This is a genomic window from Acinetobacter sp. ABJ_C5_2 (genome assembly GCF_044538485.1).
In the GTDB taxonomy this organism is placed as follows: Bacteria; Pseudomonadota; Gammaproteobacteria; order Pseudomonadales; family Moraxellaceae; genus Acinetobacter; species Acinetobacter nosocomialis_A.
Genome location: NZ_JBIUCS010000010.1, coordinates 15,862 through 33,709, shown reverse-complemented (window position 1 = coordinate 33,709; position 17,848 = coordinate 15,862). Strand labels below are relative to the sequence as shown.

Genomic DNA, 17,848 nt, shown 5'->3' with positions numbered 1-17,848 from the left:
ATAATCAAATCAAAAACTTAAAATCCAATTTGATTTAAATTCCCACTTTTTTCACTTACTACCCTCATCAAGGCATTTGACAGAAAAATTAAAACATAATACATATAGTATTATATGTTATATGTTAAAACCCAAGGACAAGGTATAAAAAAATGGCTAAAACTCAACTACAACACTTTATTAACGGCGAATATGTTGCTAGCAAAGGAAATGATTTCTTCGATTTGGTGAGCCCAGTGACTGGTGAAGTTTATGCACAGTCACCGAATGCAACCGATGCAGAAGTTGACGCAGCGTATGCAGCTGCAAAAGAAGCATTTAAAATTTGGGGACGCAGTACACCATCAATCCGTCAAAAAGCATTGCTTAAGTTAGCAGATGCTATCGAAGCAAATGCGGAGCGCTTGATTGAAGCGCAAAGTCGCAATACGGGTCAGTTAAAACACTTAATTGCATCTGAAGAAGTCGGTGTATCGGCAGATCAAGTTCGTTTCTTTGCAGGTGCTGCCCGCTTACTCGATGGCTCAGCAACTGGTGAATATTTAGAAGGTTTAACGTCTTCTATTCGCCGTGAACCCATCGGTGTAGTTGGGCAAGTCACTCCTTGGAACTATCCACTTATGATGGCAATTTGGAAAATTGCTCCTGCCTTAGCTGCTGGTAACACAGTGGTACTCAAACCAAGTGATACAACACCTGAAAGTACCCTTTTACTGGCAGAAATTGCTGCACCATTTTTCCCTAAAGGCGCATTTAACGTGGTGTTAGGCCAAGCACAGGTAGGCTCAAAAGTGGTATCTCATAAAACGCCTGCTCTCGTTTCTATTACAGGTTCAGTCCGTGCAGGTTTACAAGTTGCAGCTTCTGCTGCGGCAAATTTAGCGAAAGCCCACCTTGAACTTGGCGGTAAAGCACCAGTACTGGTTTTTGAAGATGCCGACATTGATAAAGCCGTTGAAATGATTGCTTTAACAGGCTATTTCAACGCAGGCCAAGACTGTACTGCTGCAACACGTGTCATTGTGGCTGAATCTGTTCATGATGAGTTTTTAAGAAAGTTAGTTGAAGCTGCCAAAAATACCCGTTTTGGTGATCCAGATGATCAAGATGCACTTTATGGTCCACTTAACAATGCTAACCAATTAAAAAATGTTAAAGCCTTTATTGACAACTTACCTGCTCACGCCAAAGTTGAAACAGGCGGAAAACAAGCAGACCGTCCAGGCTTCTATTTTGAACCGACTGTTATTAGTGGTTTAAAACAACATGATGAAGCCATTCAAAAAGAAATTTTTGGACCAGTGATTACCGTTCAAAAATTTACCGATGAAAATGATGCGATTGAAAAAGCTAACGACGTTGAATATGGCCTAGCTTCAAGTGTGTGGACCAAAGATCATGCTCGCGCAACTCGTCTGTCACGTGAACTCAATTTCGGTACAGTTTGGATTAATACCCATATTCCTTTAACCGCAGAAATGCCACACGGCGGTTTCAAAAAATCAGGTTATGGTAAAGATTTATCTGGCTACGGTTTTGAAGAATATACCCGCGTTAAACATGTGATGAGTTCAAACGAATAATAACAATGAGTTTTGAAAGGAGATCAAAATGAATAGGCAAGAAATGAAAGACTTGGTGACTAAAGCCCATCACGAGCTATTTAATTTGCACGACACCACTGCTTTGGACCGTTATTTTTCTGAAGACTTTATAGAACACTCACCACTCGTTGCAAACGGTATTTCAGGTCTTCGTCAATTAGTAGAAGATTGTCCCGATATGCAACACGAAGCTGTACGTGTACTAGCGGATGGTGATTTGGTTGCAATTCATGGCCGCTTTCAAGGCTTAGATGAAAACCCTTTGGTTGGCTTTGATATTTACCGAGTAAAAGACGGCAAAATTGTAGAGCATTGGGATGGTCTTGTAGCAGAAGCAGCACCAAATGTGAGTGGTAGAACCCAATTAGATGGCCCGACTGAAATCGTAACTCACCATGACCCAGAGAAAAACCGTGAGATTGTGACCTCGTTCTTTAAGGAGTCATTAATTGATGGAAATTACGATGCCTTTAAAGAATACACCCACGGCGATCAGTTCATTCAACATAGTCCAGATATTGGAGATGGGGTTAAAGCCGTCATTGATTTTTTGAACAATATCCGTAATGAAGGACAAGGTTTGGTATACTCAAAAACGCATCGCTCCATTGCTGATGGTCAATTTGTATTGACTCATTCCGAAGGTAGTATTGCCGGAAATCGACATGCCTATTTTGAATTATGGCGCGTAGATAATGGCAAAATTGTTGAACTTTGGGATGCAATACCAGCTGTGCCTGAAGATGAACAGGCTGTCCATGGTTATGGCGTGTTTTAATAATTATTTATCCGCTTCATTAAGCTAAGTCTTTTGACTTAGCTTTTAGAGAATTCGCCATGTCAGCATATACGATAATTTTTGCACCTATTGCTCAAGCAACTCGTTCGGAACAAGTTGTAGAACGCTTGGAAAATGCAATTATCTCTGGTTTGCTCAAAAGCAATGAACAACTTCCTAATGAGGCAGATTTAGCACGCTTAATGGGCGTTTCACCCATTACCGTTCGCGAAGCTTTAAATACTTTACGTGTAAAAGGTTTAATTGATACACGTCGCGGCAGAAATGGAGGAAGTTTTGTTTGTGAGCTACCTTCAGATTTACTGTTAAACCAACATCCATTGCGCCAAGCTTCAAATGAGTATCTTGCCGATTTAGGCGAGTTTCACAGTGCAATTTTAAGTCATAGTGCATATTTGGCCGCTCAAAGAACCACAGAATATGAACTAGGCAAAATAAAAGAATTGATTGAACAATTTGAGAAAGCTGTTGAAGCAGACACACGCGCACAGCTTGATTTACGTTGTTTGCTGACACTCACCTCATTTGCCCAATCTGCAAGACTGGCAAATCAGGAACTCACTATTCAGGCTGAATGGGCTCCCCTTATTGCCGTGCTTTATCAAGATGATGATTTTCACCGTGAAGTTGTAAAGCAATATCACCATCTTTTGTCGTCTTTTGTTGAAAACAATGAAAATGAAGCTGTGATTCAAGCCAGAAAAATAGTTTCAATGCTCACTGACCAAATGCTTCGCTATAAGTTATCGAGTGAATAAAAATAATAAATGAGATGGCTTATCAATAATCAAGTTAGGAATATGGAATTTTAGGAGTTATCGGAATGACCCAGCACTTAGATATAGAAGAGCTTCAAAATTTATTAAAAAGTGTTGTTGAGGAAACAACAACAATTACGGAAACACTGGCGAGTAAAGCAAGCAAAATTCTGTCAAAACACGCTTCTGAAAAAAATGCTGATATTAAGCTTTCAACTTCAGAACGCTCTGCTTTACAGAAGGAAATTAAAAATGCGCTAAATCAGAGCCATTATAGTCAAGGAACTGGTTTTGCAAGTTATAGTCCAGCAACGCAAGACGAGCAAGACTACTGGACACTCGAATGGTGGTATAAAAAAGAAGATCAGTTACAACAAGCGAAACTTGAAAACTACCAAAATGCGCAGCGCTTTTTAGATTTCCGCTCTTTTGAATGGTTCCACAAACCTGCTCAAGATAAAAGCCCGTGCATACATGGCCCTTATGTTGATTATATTTGCAACGGCGCCTACACCATCACCATTGCTCACCCTGTCATGATTCATGATCAGTTTATTGGTGTCATTGCGACGGATATTTTAGTTTCGGCGCTTGAAAAACTACTTATGCCAAAACTCAAAAATATCAAGCAAAAAGCAGTCATTATGAATGATTCATCTCGGGTCATTACTTCAAACGACATTAGCATCAGAACTGGAACATTATTTAAAGAAAAGACCACTCAACAGTTTTTCTCGCGACCGTGTCAGTCTTTCCAGTTGGTCGTGATTTAAAAAGCAAAGAATATTGGTTCTTTATTCTCGCTTTAGTGTACCACCAAGGTGAAATAGCACTTTAAGCCTCTAGCTACTGTTCAAACTTTCCTCAATCAGACTTGTTTATTCAGGTCACGGGGAAGTTTTGGCCTAAAAATAGCATCGCCTTTCTGGATGAAAAGCAAAAACAACGAAATTTGAGGTTGAAAAGACATGGAAAATAAAGCGTCTTCCTTAAAAAAACTAACACTATGGCAAGTCACGATTATTGGTATTGCCTATATGACCCCCATGACGGTTTTTGATACTTTCGGGATTGTTTCCGGAATCACCAATGGTCATGTTCCTCTAGCATATTTACTCGCTTTAGGCGCTATGCTGCTCACCGCTTGGAGCTATGCGAGGTTTAGTAAAAATTCAGAAAGATCAGGTTCGGCCTATAGTTATACTGCTGAAAGTTTAGGACCTAAAAGTGGATTTTTCGTTGGCTGGTGTTCTCTACTCGACTATCTGTTATTACCCCTTATTAATGTGTTACTGGCTGCAATTTATCTTACCGCCCTTATTCCAAGTTTACCGTACTGGTTTTGGGTACTGGTATCGGCGGGCCTTGTAACTTTAGTCAACTGTTTCCGTATTCGATTACTGGCTAATTTAAGCCTCGTGTTTGTGTTTGCACCGATCATACTCATGGTCATTTTTGTATATTTAGTCATTCGTGGTATTGGCTCGACTCAAGGTTATGAGCATGTGCTGACCTTGGCTCCGCTATGGCATGGCGAACAATCGCTATTACCGCTCGTTGCTGGCGCTTCGGTTTTATGTTTTTCATTTTTAGGTTTTGATGCAGTCACTACTCTTTCAAATGAAACCAAACAACCCACTAAAAATATTCCTCGAGCAGTCATGTTAACAACACTTACTGGCGGGCTTATTTTCTTCACAGCCGCTTGGTTTATTCAGCTTTATTTTCCAAACAATGTTCGTTTTCACCACCCTTCAGAAGCACTTCCTGAAATTGTGCTTTATGTCGGCGGTGCTTTGTTTCAGTCGATATTTTTATGCGGCCAAATTATGAACACAGTCGCCTCTGGTCTTGCCTCGCATGCCAGTGCTTCGCGTTTACTGTATATAATGGGAACTGACAATATTTTCCCTAAAAAGTATTTTGGGACTATCCATAGCTCTTTAGGTACGCCATTTTTCTCGGTTTTATTTGTCGGGCTTATTTCAATGTCGGCTATTTTTTTAGATTTAGCCCAAGTCGTAAGTCTGATCAGTTTTGGTGCGCTTGTTGCTTTTACGGCCGTCAACTTCTCAGTTTTTATGAAATTTTATATTAAAGATAAACAGCGCTTAGGTTTTAAAAATAAATTTCTAAACCTATTTTTACCGCTTTTATCGGTCATTAGCATTATTTGCTTATGGCTCAATCTCGACTCTTCTTCACTCATTTTTGGATGCTTCTGGTTATCTTTAGGCATTCTTTTATTCATCTATAAAACGATTAAAAAACAAAGTATTGCCATTAGTAATGCTTATTAATTTTTTAAGGAACTTCTCTATGAAAATTATTTCTAAACCTCAGCTTTTAAAAGACGTGGAATACAAACCAAGTAAATCTCTACAAGTAGGCAAAGAATGGAGTTGGTTAAATCCAAAACATGCGAAATTTGATACAGCCACGGTTAATGATGCATCGGTAGATAACCCAGCCAACTACTATGAAAGCTCACTGTCTGATTGGCATACCTTTGATAGTTTAAATGCTGACATTGAATGTGATGTCGTGGTTATTGGTGGTGGTTTATTAGGTTCATCGACTGCCCTACACTTAGCTGAACAAGGTGTAGATACGGTTTTGTTAGAAAAAAACCGCATTGGTAGTGCAGCTTCTGGCCGAAATGGTGGACAACTTACTCCTGGTTTAGCACGCTGGGAAGCTCAAGAAATGGCCGATCGCTTAAGCTATGAAGATGCCAAAAAACTGTGGCATTTTACCTCTACGGAGGCCATGCAACTGATTGATGACATCTCGGAAAAATATCAACTCAACTTTGACCGAAAATACGGCCATATTACTGCTGCCGTTCATGAAGGACATTTAGTTGGCTTAACACAGGGTGCCGATGCCCGAAAATACTTAGGTGAAGACCATACTCGCATTGTGGGTAAACACGAACTCATGGACTATATTAAATCTGACTACTATACAGGCGGTTTAATTGATGAGTTAGGTGGACAGATCCATCCTTTAGCTTTGAATCGTGGCTTAATTTATGGCTTTTGCCAAAACGGCGGTACTGTTTATGAACAAACCGAAGTCATCTCAATAGAAGAAAAAGCAGATGGCATTTATGTTCAAACAGCAAATGCTGTCGTAAAAGCTAAAAAGTCTGTGGTATTGGCAGTACACCATGCTTCATTTAAACTTTTATCAGAGCAAAGCAATACCACTATTCCGTTTTACACCTATGTCGCGACCACCGCTCCTTTAGAGCTTGATACCAAAGAGCTTCTGCCATTTGGACATCCGGTTTATGACACTCAATTCCAGATTGATTACTACCGACCTGTGTTTAATAACCGTTTACTGTTTGGTGGACAAGGTACAGGAACATGCTGGGGTCCAGAAAAAACTTTAAATTATCTAGAGCATCGAATTCATACCGTATTCCCACAAATTAAAAATCTAGAAATGGATTTTGTCTGGAGTGGAACTACTGATTTAACCGTAAATGGTGCGGTTGATAGTCGTAAGTTTGGCAATAAATTCCCGATTTATGCTGTTCATGGCTGGAGCGGTCACGGCGTGGCACAAACAGTACGTATTGGTAAAGCCATCGCAAATGACTTTGTTGGTCAATCGAATGACTTTGAAATGTTATCTAAAATTGACCATCAAAATATTATCTTTGGTCGTACGCTTGCCCCTGTCGTTATTCCACTCGCTAAAAGTATGTATGGCATCGGTGCAATGATTAACCCAGGCAAAATGGTATCTTTCTAATTTATAAAAACGACATTCTCTAAAAAAGGATTCGTACAGATTTGTGCGAATCTTTTTATATAAGCCCAATATTAGTTTTCAAACTAGGTTATCCCTATTCAATCTATTACAATAGCATCGGCTTTTTTAGACAGCGCATAGTATTTTGAGTAACTCAACTTCCCAATTAAAACGTGGACTTAAAAATCGTCACATCCAGTTAATCGCTATGGGTGGTGCTGTGGGCACAGGACTTTTTTTAGGCTCTGCACAAGTCATTCAATCTGCTGGTCCTTCAATCATTTTAGGTTATGCCATTGTCGGTTTAGTTGCATTTTTAATTATGCGACAAATGGGTGAAATGATCGTAGAAGAACCTGTGGTTGGCTCTTTTAGCTACTTTGCACAGAAGTATTGGGGAAGGTTTCCCGGTTTTTTATCGGGCTGGAACTATTGGGTAGTGTACATTTTAGTGGCTATGACTGAGCTTACTGCTGTAGCCAAATATGTGCATTATTGGTGGCCTCATATACCTGCGTGGGTTTCGGTTTTATTTTTCTTTGTACTGGTCACTTGTTTGAACTTAGGCAATGTTAAATTTTATGGCGAATCTGAATTTTGGTTAGCCATTATTAAAGTTACCGCAGTCATTTCAATGATTGTGTTTGGCTTATATTTATTGCTTACAGCAGGCAACGACTCTATAGCGAGCTTTTCAAACCTATGGCAGCATGGCGGATTTTTCCCGCATGGGTTTTCGGGTTTGTTCTATATGCTCGCCTTTTTAATGTTTGCATTTGGCGGTATTGAACTGATTGGAATGACCGCTGCTGAAGCTGAGAATCCGGAAAAAAGTATTCCGCAAGCCATTAACCAAGTTATTTTTCGAATCTTGATTTTTTACGTGGCTTCCCTTGCAATTATTATGTCGCTAATTCCTTGGAACCAACTGGACCTCGGTGGTTTAGATAAAAGCCCATTTGTCATGATTTTTAGCCAGCTTGGTATTGGTTGGGCAGCACATTTACTTAACTTTATTATTTTAACTGCTGCGCTTTCAGTTTATAACAGCGGCATGTATGCCAACAGTCGTATGTTGTACGGACTAGCAGTCCAAGGCAATGCGCCTAAAGTTTTTGGACAAGTAAGCAAACAAGGTGTACCAACAGCCGCTGTTGTCTTCTCTTCTATCCTGATTTTTGGGTGTGTTTTACTTAACTATTTTGTACCAGAAGAAGCTTTAAGCCATCTTATGTATATGGCTGTTGCAGCTTTAGTTTTAAACTGGGCGATTATTAGCTTTACCCACTTAAAGTTTAAAAAAGCCATGAAACTTGACGGAAAAGTTGCCAAGTTCCCTGCTCTATTTTCACCTTTAAGTAACTATGTTGTGCTCGTTTTTATCGGCATGATTTTATATATTATGTGGACTCAAGGCTTTAAAGAATCGGTAATTTTAATTCCAATCTGGATTGCTTTAATGCTTGGTTTATATAAAGTTTTAAGGTTAGATAAATCACTCTGAACGTCCTAAAAGGCTTATTCAAACACAGAATAAGCCTTTCTTATTTTAGAGAACTATAAACAAGCTTACCCTCACTGCAAATCTAATCAAGCCAAATATTTATCTTGTTTCTGATCATTCACACATCACTTAGTCACTTCTAGGTACAGGTTATTCATTTAAAAATGGTGCTTAAGATCTTTTTAAGAGATGATTATTAAAGTACAAGTGTTTACATGATCTATAAATAATTGTGCCAATGTTCAGCTAAAATCGTGGCTGACTCGGTATATCGTTGCGATCACCAATCAGGAAAAAGACGCTTCGCCATAAGTCGTGCTCTTTACCCACTTTACTGATTTTGCTCCATTCACTGTGTCGCTTAATGATGAAAGACAGGAAAAATTTTATGGAAAAAACGCTGCAATGCCCAAAGTGTGGTTCTACAGAAATTGAAACACGTGATCATGACAAACTACTCAAAACCACTGGCGGTGTTTTACTAACAGCTGCGGGAACAACAGCGGGTACCGTAGGCGGTGCTGCAACAGGTGCTTCTATAGGAGCAGCGATTGGTACAGTTGCTGGACCATTAGGTGTAATTGTTGGCGGTACTGTAGGAACTTTTGTCGGTGCAATCAGTGCAGGTATTACTGGCGGTGTAGTGGGTAATATCTTTGGTAAAAAAGCAGGTGTAATGATCGACAAAAATATATTTCAGGACTACCGCTGCCTAAAATGTAAATACCGTTTTAAAGTAAAGAAATAACCCTATTTCATTAAGCTTAGTCTTAAAGCTTTTCTCATAATTTGAAAATAAAGGAAAGTTATCATTTAGGTTGCTTTCCTTCCCCTCTTATCTCATCTAGTTCAAAGAAAAATAATTTAATAACAAACTATTATCGACACTATATTTTATGTGTAGACTATAAAAATCAGTCATTTACTTTACGCTACTCATAAGATATGAAAGAATTACGGCCTTATATAACTTTTGAAATTTAAAATGAGAAAAATATTATTTTTAAGTTTAGTCAGTATGCTTAGCTCATATAGCTTTGCAGAAGTTAATAATTCGGTTTATAGAGGACTTGGTACTGGGCCTCAGAATTTTTTAAAGTTCCAAATACTCAAACAAAAAGGCTTTTTAGCCAAGAAACCTAATATTTCGCGAGCAGACTATAACGATATATATAAACTCAAGAAACCTTATGAGTTTATGGGACAAAATGTCGTACTCATTTCAGATGAATATATGTCTGAATATGTGGGCTGTTGTGTAAGTGAAGGTTGGGGAGCTGTATTTAAGCAAACTTCTAATTTGAAATTGATTGAAAAATTTGCGAAAACAAATCAATGTAGTGTCGGACCTATAGAGTCAACTAGTGATTACTATGGCTTTAAAATTCGTTCTCTGCCAAAAGGTAATTATTATGAATTATCATGCCGCGAACGTGACTTAGCTCAGTCTGAATAGATAGGAATTAACCTCAAAATAAGAGCCAAACAAGTTGTTTGGCTCAAAATAATAAAGGAATATATAGCTGACACAGCAATAAGAAGCCATAATTCAATTATTTATCAAGTCTTTATTGTTGCTGCAAGTCCTATAAAATTAGCACCATCAATCATAATTAAAATACCATGTATTGCTATATTTTTAATAGGATACTTTAAAGTTTTCTATAAAAGCGCACATAATATCTTCAAATAAAACTGTCAGCATTCCTATTTTCTCTTACTAAAATAATTTGTGTATATTTCTATTAAGAATATAAGAAAAATGAAAATTAAGATCCCCTTAACTTTTCTCTTAATAAACTATATGCCTTTTCTACTCTAAACTTTAAAGTATTTTCATAATTAATATCTTGATTATTTACTCTTTGAAGATGGTACAAATAGCCTCTCAATCCTATTATAGAATCCGACTCAGTTGGCAACCGACTTGGACTAATATAATCACTTTCGCTCCATTGATCCATCTCTAATCTAGGATCAAAACTTAAAGCAAACTGAACAAAACTATTCCACTTGTAGTTCATAGGTATATCTTCAAGATTCAATTGATTCGTTATAATTTTTTTCATTTAAACTTACCTTGAGAAGGTTTTCTAATATTTAAATTTAGATATATACAAGAATTTAGTATCATATCATTTTTAGAACTTCTTAAAATTTAAATATTTATTTCTCAACTTTAAAAGTATAGGTTTTATCAATTACAGAGCTCCCCCCACCATGAAACCCAGCCCAAATTTTTATAGAAAATGTTCCCTTATATTTTGGTTTTCCTTTGATCTCAATAATATTGTATTTAGATAAATCATTTCCTGGCTTAACTGTAATACCAAGATCATCGGGAATATCTGTAGTTAATTCAGCCTCTTTATCTACAACTTTGCCTCCAGAAATCTGAATAAGTTGTCTATACTCCTGACTCACATGAGCTGTTGGAAGTACATCAGGAGTTATAGTATATTTCTTTCCACAAGCTGTAAGTATCAGTAAAATTGAAAAAATAATGGAGCGAATATAGTTGTTAGATTTCCCCATAATTAGACCATCTTCTTTCTGTTAAATGGATAAAAATTTCATATAACTTATTACAGGTTAAATCTCTTTTATTGAACTGTAAAATTATAAGTTTTATTGATCTCATTATTACCCCCTGCATAAAAACCAGCCCAAATATGAATTGTAAATGTACCTTTATGCTTTGGAATACCCTTGACTTCAATAATATTATAGCCATTGAGATCATTAGCAGGTTGAATTGTTATTCCTAAATTTTCAGGTATATCTGTTTTTAAAGGTGAACTTGTATCACTAACCTTACCGCCAGATATTTCTATAGTTTGTTTATATTCCTGATTCACATGAGCTGTTGGAAGTAGATCAGGTGTAATCGTATATTTCTTACCACAACCTGTAAGTATCAATAATATTGATAAAATAGCGATAAGTTTAAATTTCATTAAAATTTCTCCGTTTTAACAATTGAAGCAAAAAATACTTTCTATTCGAAATTAACTATCACGACTAAAAAGACTTTCAAATATTAAAATTTATTATTAAATTTACATTGATAAAAAGTGTAAATAAAAAATAGTCCATAAATAATAGACTATTTTTTATTTGGAAGGAGTACTAAGTTAATTTTAGATCTTCTTAAAATTTAAGATATTTATTTCTCAACTTTGAGAGTATAACTTTTTTTAATTACAGCATCACCACCAGCATAAAATCCCGTCGAAATATAAATAGTAAATGTCCCAGTGTATTTTGGAACACCTTTGATTGTAATTTGATTATAACCACTACTTTCATCTGGACTAACCGATATACCTAAATCATTAGGAATATTACTTTTAAAATCTACATCTCCATCAACTGTTTTCCCACCTGAGATATTAATTATTTGTTGATAATTTTGATTAACATGAGCTATAGGCAAACTATCAGGGGTTATCTTATATTTCTTACCACAACCTGTAAGTATCAACAGGATTGAAAAAATGAAGATGAGTCTATTTTTCATTAGAATTTCTCCTTTTTTAGCAATTAATAAAAACTTTTACCGAAATTTCATTATTCATTCCCATCAAATCCTCAGTAAAGCTTTCCGCAGTATATCAAAATATGGACCATGCTTTTTATGGCACAGTCGAATTCTGTTAGGCCACTATCAAATTTTATTTGAAGAATTTATATATAGAAAAAGGAGCCTAACTCCCTTTTCTAATTACTCACATAGCATATATTTTGTTAGGCAAGATTAACCTTGCTGTTTGACACCCAAACGATCAACCTCTTTGACAATATCCAACATGACTTGGAATTTATCTAGTTGAGCTACAAAAGGAATGTATTGGAATAAATCTACTTTTTTCATATTCTCAATAACTTGTGGTCCACCTAATACCACTGGTGGTTCAAAGGCATAGATTTCATTCTCTCTAAGCTCACCTAAATTTGTTAAGCAGCGATCAAAAAGAAATTTTCCGTTTTTATCATAAACATCTATGTCTTCATTCTTAGCTCTAGTAACAATCATAGATAAAAATGAGCCTAATAAATCATTATTTTCAGTATCTTGAATATCTTTAATTGATGGGTAAATTCTTAAATTGATCATATCTATTGTCAACTTTGAACTCGTACTTTTACCTCTAGCATGCAATTCTCCAAAAGCACTTCGTCCAAGAATATAAAATTCATCATATTGGGAAAAATCAGTATCTTTTAAACAAAGCTCTAAAATATCTTCATAATCCACTGGATTAACTAACCAAAAGCCGCCATTTTCAAATGATGCAAAACCTAACTTATCCCAAATATAAAATAAATATTCAGGAAAAGTATGTTTATGCTGAGCAATGAATTTAGGCGTTGGTTTTTTACCTATTTCAATCTTAGAAAACTTAACATTAAAGTAATCAAAGTACTTTTGTATCTCTTCCTGTTGGCTAATCGGCAACATTATTTACATCTCTCTAATTTCACATTGATTTTAATTTTTTACTTGACATTTAAAACCACATCACTACTGCATTTTAATTAATATATATATTCCACATATAAAAGCCTATTTATTGGATAGACCTTATATATTTTTAAATAAAAATATTATTAATTTTCTAGATTTAAATACCAAATAGTTTCACCCCAAGAGTTATCTTTAATTTCCGGCATAATTTCGCCCTGATTAAAATGACGCTTTTGCATGCCATTCGCTGGGCTATACCATTCTCCAGACTGTGGACAAGGTTCACCAGCTTCACAACGTAAACGGTTAGCTTCTTCCTCTATATTCCCATGTTCATCTAGAACCATATACTGGCTTCGAGCATAATCAACCAAGTCTTTTGGATAGTATGGTTTATCATGATAACTACTATCATCTATTCGTAAAATAACTGTAATTGCTGCTGCTTCTAATGACCAATACCCCGGAAACTGACTACTTTTATGACGGTCATGATAAGGTTCTCTTTTACTTGCACCATACCACTCATCCATATAAGCAGACATCAAAGCTGGACGGTCAACTTCATCCGCCGTAAACACTTTTTCAAGCTTTCTATATGGAAGTTGTCTTAAATATACTTCCGAGATTTCCCGATCTGGTAACCATGGGGAAACTAGTTTATCTAGTAAGGCATCTTGCTCATCATTTTCATAAGCCAAAAGTTCCATAATTATTTTTAAATGCTCAGGTTGAGCAAATAAAATTGAGAAACAAACTAACTGTAAAGCTTCCCAATATTCATCATTTACCAGTTCTAAATGTGGTACTAAATGCCCATCACATTCTGAACTTTGATGAAAATTGATATGATGCTTTGCGTAAAGCTGCCAATATTCCACTACCTTTGGAAAAAAGTCAGCAAGTTCTTCTACTGTTAGACCAGCAGAATAACTATAAATATTATATTCAGAACTAAACATAGCTATCCGCCTAGATGCTCGCATCAAAGCAGTATAAAAATAATTTTCAGGGATATTATTTGATGGAGATTTAATCAATTCTATCCCTACAGGAATTCCTTCAACCGCAGATAAACAAATTTCTTCATAATCCTTATATTTTTGATAAGGCTCTCTTCTATTTTTTCCCCAATCTACTCTTGATATTAACTTCATTAATTACTACCTATTCAACTAATATATTATCTTGAAGTACAATTAAGGGCATTTGAATATTATGGACTCTGCCTTTTGAACGATCATGTTGTTCATATTGTTTACCTGTAATCATATATATCTCCCTATGATAAACTGTAGGAGGTATACCTGTTATATCTGCTCTCACTATTTCTCTTCTAATGAAAGATTTATGGCCTATTGAAATTGAATTATCATTATTCAATGAGCTTTCTACCCATCTATGACTCATCTGACGACCTTTAGACTTAGTTCCACTTAACCCAGCTTTCCCTTGACTGCCCGTTAGAGCCCCTTCATTTTTTATAGAAATTTCTGCACTAGTCGATCTTTTACCTAACCCTGACTGTTCATTGTACTCAGTCTTCTCATCAAAAATTTTACCAATCTCGCTCCGATTACCTTCAATGGCTTTAGCATCAGAATCTGCCATTCCCGCTAAAAAAGCAAAATGACCAAAAATGCTTCCCTTTGTTTCACCAACCAAATATTTACGACCTTTATGGCTTCCAAACCACAAATGGTCTATACCAGTTTGGTTAATATCTTGTTTACGTATTCGGTCACCCGCTGCATTACGCTTTAAACGGTCATGTTCTTCTATTAAACGTCCATTATCATTAATTTTGCGTAAACCCTTTCGTCTTTCTTTTGAATAGTAATCCACAATATGCTCAGCAGGCACCCCCGAAGACCAACGCTTTTTTTTCGATTGTCTAATTTCTTGACTACGTTTTGTTTTATTAGCAGCAGAACTCTGAACAGTCGGAGCTTTATTTTTTACTTGCTGCTGTGCTCCACCTCGTTGATGACTTGAAGGTTGTTGAGATGAGTTTTTTCCTTTCCCAGCACCTGTCTTCTGTCTAGGAGGAACTTGACGTGCGGTCTTAGCTGCTGCTGTACTCGGTAATGGGGGATGCATATTCAACATTTGATTAACTGTTTTTTGAATTTCTGCAAACGCAGAATTCATATATTTTGGAGCATCTTTTCTTACTTGTTGAAGCATATGAATTACTTCGTTTACTTTGGGTCTACCCATTACTTGTTTTGCCAACCAAGAATCCAGAACATCTTGGTAATCCTCTGGATTTTCCTGCCAAAACAATTCATTTCTCCAACCAAAAAGCCAATGGCTTTTCAGTACTCAAGTAATTGATTCGATAATTTTCCTTGAACTTAGCTAACACTTCCTCAGAAACAAGGGTAAATTCAATCGGAGGACAAAAACTCTCATCGTGATAGAAAATTTCAAAATCTTCATCTATCAACAATTCATTCATTTTTATACTCTTTCTAATTTTTCGTTCATATATTTAGGAAATACAAAATAGAATAAAGAAAAACCTTAACGGACTTTAATCATCGTTGCCTAGGCCTTCTTCATGCACAAACTTCCCAATATCGAGCATTATTCGTGTATCAAAAGAAGCTCAAAACTCTAACAAGCTAGTTCAAAATTAAATATTTTCATTGTGTTTTATATAAATGCCCTTTCGGGCATTCAATTAATTCTCACCGTCCCAGTACCAATACACTTCGCCCCAATCCGTTTCTGAAAGTATTGGCAAGATTGCACCTTGCGTAAAATAAAGTCGTGTATCAGGTTTAGCTGGAGTAATCCAATGACCTGTTTTAATACAAGCTTCGCCACCTTTTACTTTTATACGTTCTGGCTGCTCCTCATTTGGAACCACATTTGATTGTGTACGCGCAAAATCAACTAAGTCTTTTGGGTAGAACTCATGCTCACGATATAAAGCATCATCTATATCTAACAGCCATGTCACCGCTGCCGCTTCCCATGACCAGTAGCCGTAATAGCTAACACCCGACCTCAAATCAGTTTGTGGATGTTGATCATGATAAGGCTCTCGACGACTTGCCTCATACCAGCTTTCTAAATATTGCAACATTAAAGCTGGGCGTTGCTCAGGTGCAGCATTAAATACCTTGATCAACTTTCGATAAGGTAAATGTCTTCTGGCTTCATCTGGTGGAGTTCCTCGGTCTGCTACAAACGGAGCAACCAGACGTTCAATTAACCCATCTTTCTCTTGACCTTCTGGTGTAGCTTCAACATAGTCAATAATTGGCATAATCCGATACATTTGGTCTGCATAGCCCGTTAACAAACCAAAACAGATCAAACGTAAAGCAATATACCAATAGTCTTCTGTACCTAAACTGATATGCCAGACATAGCGACCACCAGCATCAGGGCTTAAATTATATAAATGACTGGTTTCTGCATATTCTTCAGTCCAATGGAGTAAGTAAGGATAAAGCTCTTTAATAAAGCTGATATCTCCACCCGCCGAATATTGCAAAGACATCAAATCTAAAGCATCTCTTAAACGTTGATGCCCTGCACTCATCATTTTTCCAGTTTTGGCATTAGCTTTATATTTCCGAAATCCATCCGTAACTGAATACAATCCATTTACAAGCTCATCAAAGTTTTCATGATAGTCCTGTTTTAATAAATAATTATCTCTAAAATCATTCTCGTCAGTAACTTCTAACTCTAACCATTTTTGCCAATCTATTTCTTGATCATTGACTGTTATTGACATTCTTAACGCTCCAGCATTTCATTGGGCAATACAAATTCTAAAGTAATCGCATGTGCAGTCACGGTACGGGTACATTTCGGTTTATGAATTAGTTGCAAATAAAAATGCCCTTTCGGGCATTCAATTAATTCTCACCATCCCAGTACCAATACACTTCACCCCAGTCCGTTTCTGAAAGGATCGGCAAGATTGTACCTTGCGTAAAATACAATCGTGTATCAGGTTTAGCTGGAGTAATCCAATGACCTGTTTTAATACAAGCTTCGCCACCTTTTACTTTTATACGTTCTGGCTGTTCCTCATTTGGAACCACATTTGATTGTGTACGCGCAAAATCAACTAAGTCTTTTGGGTAGAACTCATGCTCACGGTATAAAGCATCATCTATATCTAACAGCCATGTCACCGCTGCCGATTCCCATGACCAGTAGCCATAATACAAAAAGCCTTCATCTATATCTGCTTGGGGATGCTGGTTGTAATAAGGTTCCCGACGGCTCGCCTCATACCAACTTTCTAAATATTGCAGCATTAAAGCTGGGCGTTGTTCAGGTGCAGCATTAAACACCTTGATTAACTTTCGATAAGGCAAATGTCTTCTGGCTTCATCTGGTGGAGTGCCACGGTCTGCTACAAATGGAGCAACCAGACGCTCGATTAAACCATCTTTTTCTTGGCCTTCAGGAGTTGCCTCAACATAATCAATAATCGGCATAATCCGTGCCATTTGGTCTGCATAGCCCGTTAACAAACCAAAACAGATCAAACGTAAAGCAATATACCAGTAGTCTTCTGTACCTAAACTAATATGCCAAACGTAACGTCCACCAGCTTCTTCTGTTTGGTGATAAGCTGCATGAGTTTCTGCATATTCTTCCATCCAATGCAGTAAGTAAGGATAAAGCTCTTTAATAAAGCTAATATCCCCACCCGCTGAATACTGCAATGACATTAAATTCAGTACATCTTGTAAACGTTGATGCCCTGCGCTCATCATTTTTCCAGCTTTGGCACTAGTTTTATATTTTCGGAACCCATCAGTCACTGAGTAAATGCCATTTAGAAAAGTATTAAATCTTCTTTGATACATTTCTGTTTCTAGAAAACTATCCCTATAACTATCCGAATCTTTGTTTTCCTGATCAAACCATTTCTGCCAATCTATTTCTTGATCATTAACTTGATATTCCAATTTC

The 17,848-nt window shown here is 36.7% G+C and carries 19 protein-coding genes and 1 pseudogene; 9 read left to right on the top strand and 11 right to left on the bottom strand.

The features are described from left to right. Positions 1 to 152 precede the first annotated feature (152 nt). From ACH8JV_RS11290 to ACH8JV_RS11250, 9 genes are all read left to right on the top strand, one after another. Positions 153 to 1,583, top strand: coding sequence for a gamma-aminobutyraldehyde dehydrogenase (locus tag ACH8JV_RS11290; RefSeq protein WP_396521289.1), 1,431 nt, complete (start codon positions 153 to 155; stop codon positions 1,581 to 1,583). Positions 1,584 to 1,611: 28 nt separating this feature from the next. Then, positions 1,612 to 2,382, top strand: coding sequence for a nuclear transport factor 2 family protein (locus ACH8JV_RS11285; protein ID WP_396521287.1), 771 nt, complete (start codon positions 1,612 to 1,614; stop codon positions 2,380 to 2,382). A 59-nt stretch (positions 2,383 to 2,441) separates the two neighbouring features. After that, positions 2,442 to 3,161, top strand: coding sequence for a FadR/GntR family transcriptional regulator (locus ACH8JV_RS11280; RefSeq protein WP_396521285.1), 720 nt, complete (start codon positions 2,442 to 2,444; stop codon positions 3,159 to 3,161). Positions 3,162 to 3,226: 65 nt separating this feature from the next. Next, the gene (locus ACH8JV_RS11275; RefSeq protein ID WP_396521283.1) at positions 3,227 to 3,934 is read left to right on the top strand and encodes a cache domain-containing protein; all 708 of its coding nucleotides are present in this window, start codon (positions 3,227 to 3,229) and stop codon (positions 3,932 to 3,934) included. A gap of 195 nt (positions 3,935 to 4,129) precedes the next feature. Continuing rightward, positions 4,130 to 5,461, top strand: a complete 1,332-nt coding sequence (locus ACH8JV_RS11270; protein WP_396521281.1) for an APC family permease — start codon at positions 4,130 to 4,132, stop codon at positions 5,459 to 5,461. 19 nt (positions 5,462 to 5,480) lie between these two features. After that, a complete protein-coding gene (locus ACH8JV_RS11265) occupies positions 5,481 to 6,926 on the top strand; it encodes an NAD(P)/FAD-dependent oxidoreductase (RefSeq protein ID WP_396521279.1) in 1,446 nt (481 codons plus the stop codon). A gap of 145 nt (positions 6,927 to 7,071) precedes the next feature. After that, positions 7,072 to 8,430 carry an amino acid permease gene (locus tag ACH8JV_RS11260; RefSeq protein WP_396521277.1) on the top strand — a complete coding sequence of 453 codons (1,359 nt, stop codon included), beginning with the start codon at positions 7,072 to 7,074 and terminating at the stop codon, positions 8,428 to 8,430. 388 nt (positions 8,431 to 8,818) lie between these two features. Beyond that, the gene (locus ACH8JV_RS11255) at positions 8,819 to 9,178 is read left to right on the top strand and encodes a hypothetical protein (RefSeq protein WP_000416091.1); all 360 of its coding nucleotides are present in this window, start codon (positions 8,819 to 8,821) and stop codon (positions 9,176 to 9,178) included. A gap of 237 nt (positions 9,179 to 9,415) precedes the next feature. Next, positions 9,416 to 9,886, top strand: coding sequence for a hypothetical protein (locus ACH8JV_RS11250; protein ID WP_396521275.1), 471 nt, complete (start codon positions 9,416 to 9,418; stop codon positions 9,884 to 9,886). Between the two features lie 313 nt (positions 9,887 to 10,199). Here ACH8JV_RS11250 and ACH8JV_RS11245 read toward each other — a convergent pair whose 3' ends face one another. From ACH8JV_RS11245 to ACH8JV_RS11195, 11 genes and pseudogenes are all read right to left on the bottom strand, one after another. Then, positions 10,200 to 10,499 (bottom strand): hypothetical protein, encoded by a 300-nt coding sequence (locus ACH8JV_RS11245; protein WP_396521273.1) that lies wholly within the window; start codon positions 10,497 to 10,499, stop codon positions 10,200 to 10,202. Between the two features lie 97 nt (positions 10,500 to 10,596). After that, positions 10,597 to 10,965 (bottom strand): hypothetical protein, encoded by a 369-nt coding sequence (locus tag ACH8JV_RS11240; RefSeq protein ID WP_396521271.1) that lies wholly within the window; start codon positions 10,963 to 10,965, stop codon positions 10,597 to 10,599. Positions 10,966 to 11,033: 68 nt separating this feature from the next. Then, complete coding sequence (locus ACH8JV_RS11235) at positions 11,034 to 11,387, bottom strand: hypothetical protein (RefSeq protein ID WP_396521269.1); 354 nt, start codon at positions 11,385 to 11,387, stop codon at positions 11,034 to 11,036. Positions 11,388 to 11,596: 209 nt separating this feature from the next. Next, positions 11,597 to 11,950, bottom strand: coding sequence for a hypothetical protein (locus ACH8JV_RS11230; RefSeq protein WP_396521267.1), 354 nt, complete (start codon positions 11,948 to 11,950; stop codon positions 11,597 to 11,599). Positions 11,951 to 12,187: 237 nt separating this feature from the next. After that, complete coding sequence (locus ACH8JV_RS11225) at positions 12,188 to 12,892, bottom strand: GAD-like domain-containing protein (protein ID WP_396521265.1); 705 nt, start codon at positions 12,890 to 12,892, stop codon at positions 12,188 to 12,190. 149 nt (positions 12,893 to 13,041) lie between these two features. Next, the gene (locus ACH8JV_RS11220) at positions 13,042 to 14,055 is read right to left on the bottom strand and encodes a PoNe immunity protein domain-containing protein (protein ID WP_396521263.1); all 1,014 of its coding nucleotides are present in this window, start codon (positions 14,053 to 14,055) and stop codon (positions 13,042 to 13,044) included. Positions 14,056 to 14,065: 10 nt separating this feature from the next. Then, positions 14,066 to 15,184 carry a hypothetical protein gene (locus ACH8JV_RS11215; RefSeq protein WP_396521261.1) on the bottom strand — a complete coding sequence of 373 codons (1,119 nt, stop codon included), beginning with the start codon at positions 15,182 to 15,184 and terminating at the stop codon, positions 14,066 to 14,068. A gap of 1 nt (position 15,185) precedes the next feature. Beyond that, positions 15,186 to 15,359: a hypothetical protein gene (locus tag ACH8JV_RS11210; protein WP_396521259.1), complete on the bottom strand. Its 174-nt coding sequence runs from the start codon at positions 15,357 to 15,359 to the stop codon at positions 15,186 to 15,188. Positions 15,360 to 15,584: 225 nt separating this feature from the next. Next, positions 15,585 to 16,652: a PoNe immunity protein domain-containing protein gene (locus ACH8JV_RS11205; RefSeq protein ID WP_396521257.1), complete on the bottom strand. Its 1,068-nt coding sequence runs from the start codon at positions 16,650 to 16,652 to the stop codon at positions 15,585 to 15,587. Positions 16,653 to 16,654: 2 nt separating this feature from the next. Continuing rightward, positions 16,655 to 16,738, bottom strand: a pseudogene (locus ACH8JV_RS11200) (hypothetical protein); the annotation flags it as partial. A 38-nt stretch (positions 16,739 to 16,776) separates the two neighbouring features. Beyond that, positions 16,777 to 17,844, bottom strand: a complete 1,068-nt coding sequence (locus ACH8JV_RS11195) for a PoNe immunity protein domain-containing protein (protein WP_396521350.1) — start codon at positions 17,842 to 17,844, stop codon at positions 16,777 to 16,779. Positions 17,845 to 17,848 lie beyond the last annotated feature (4 nt).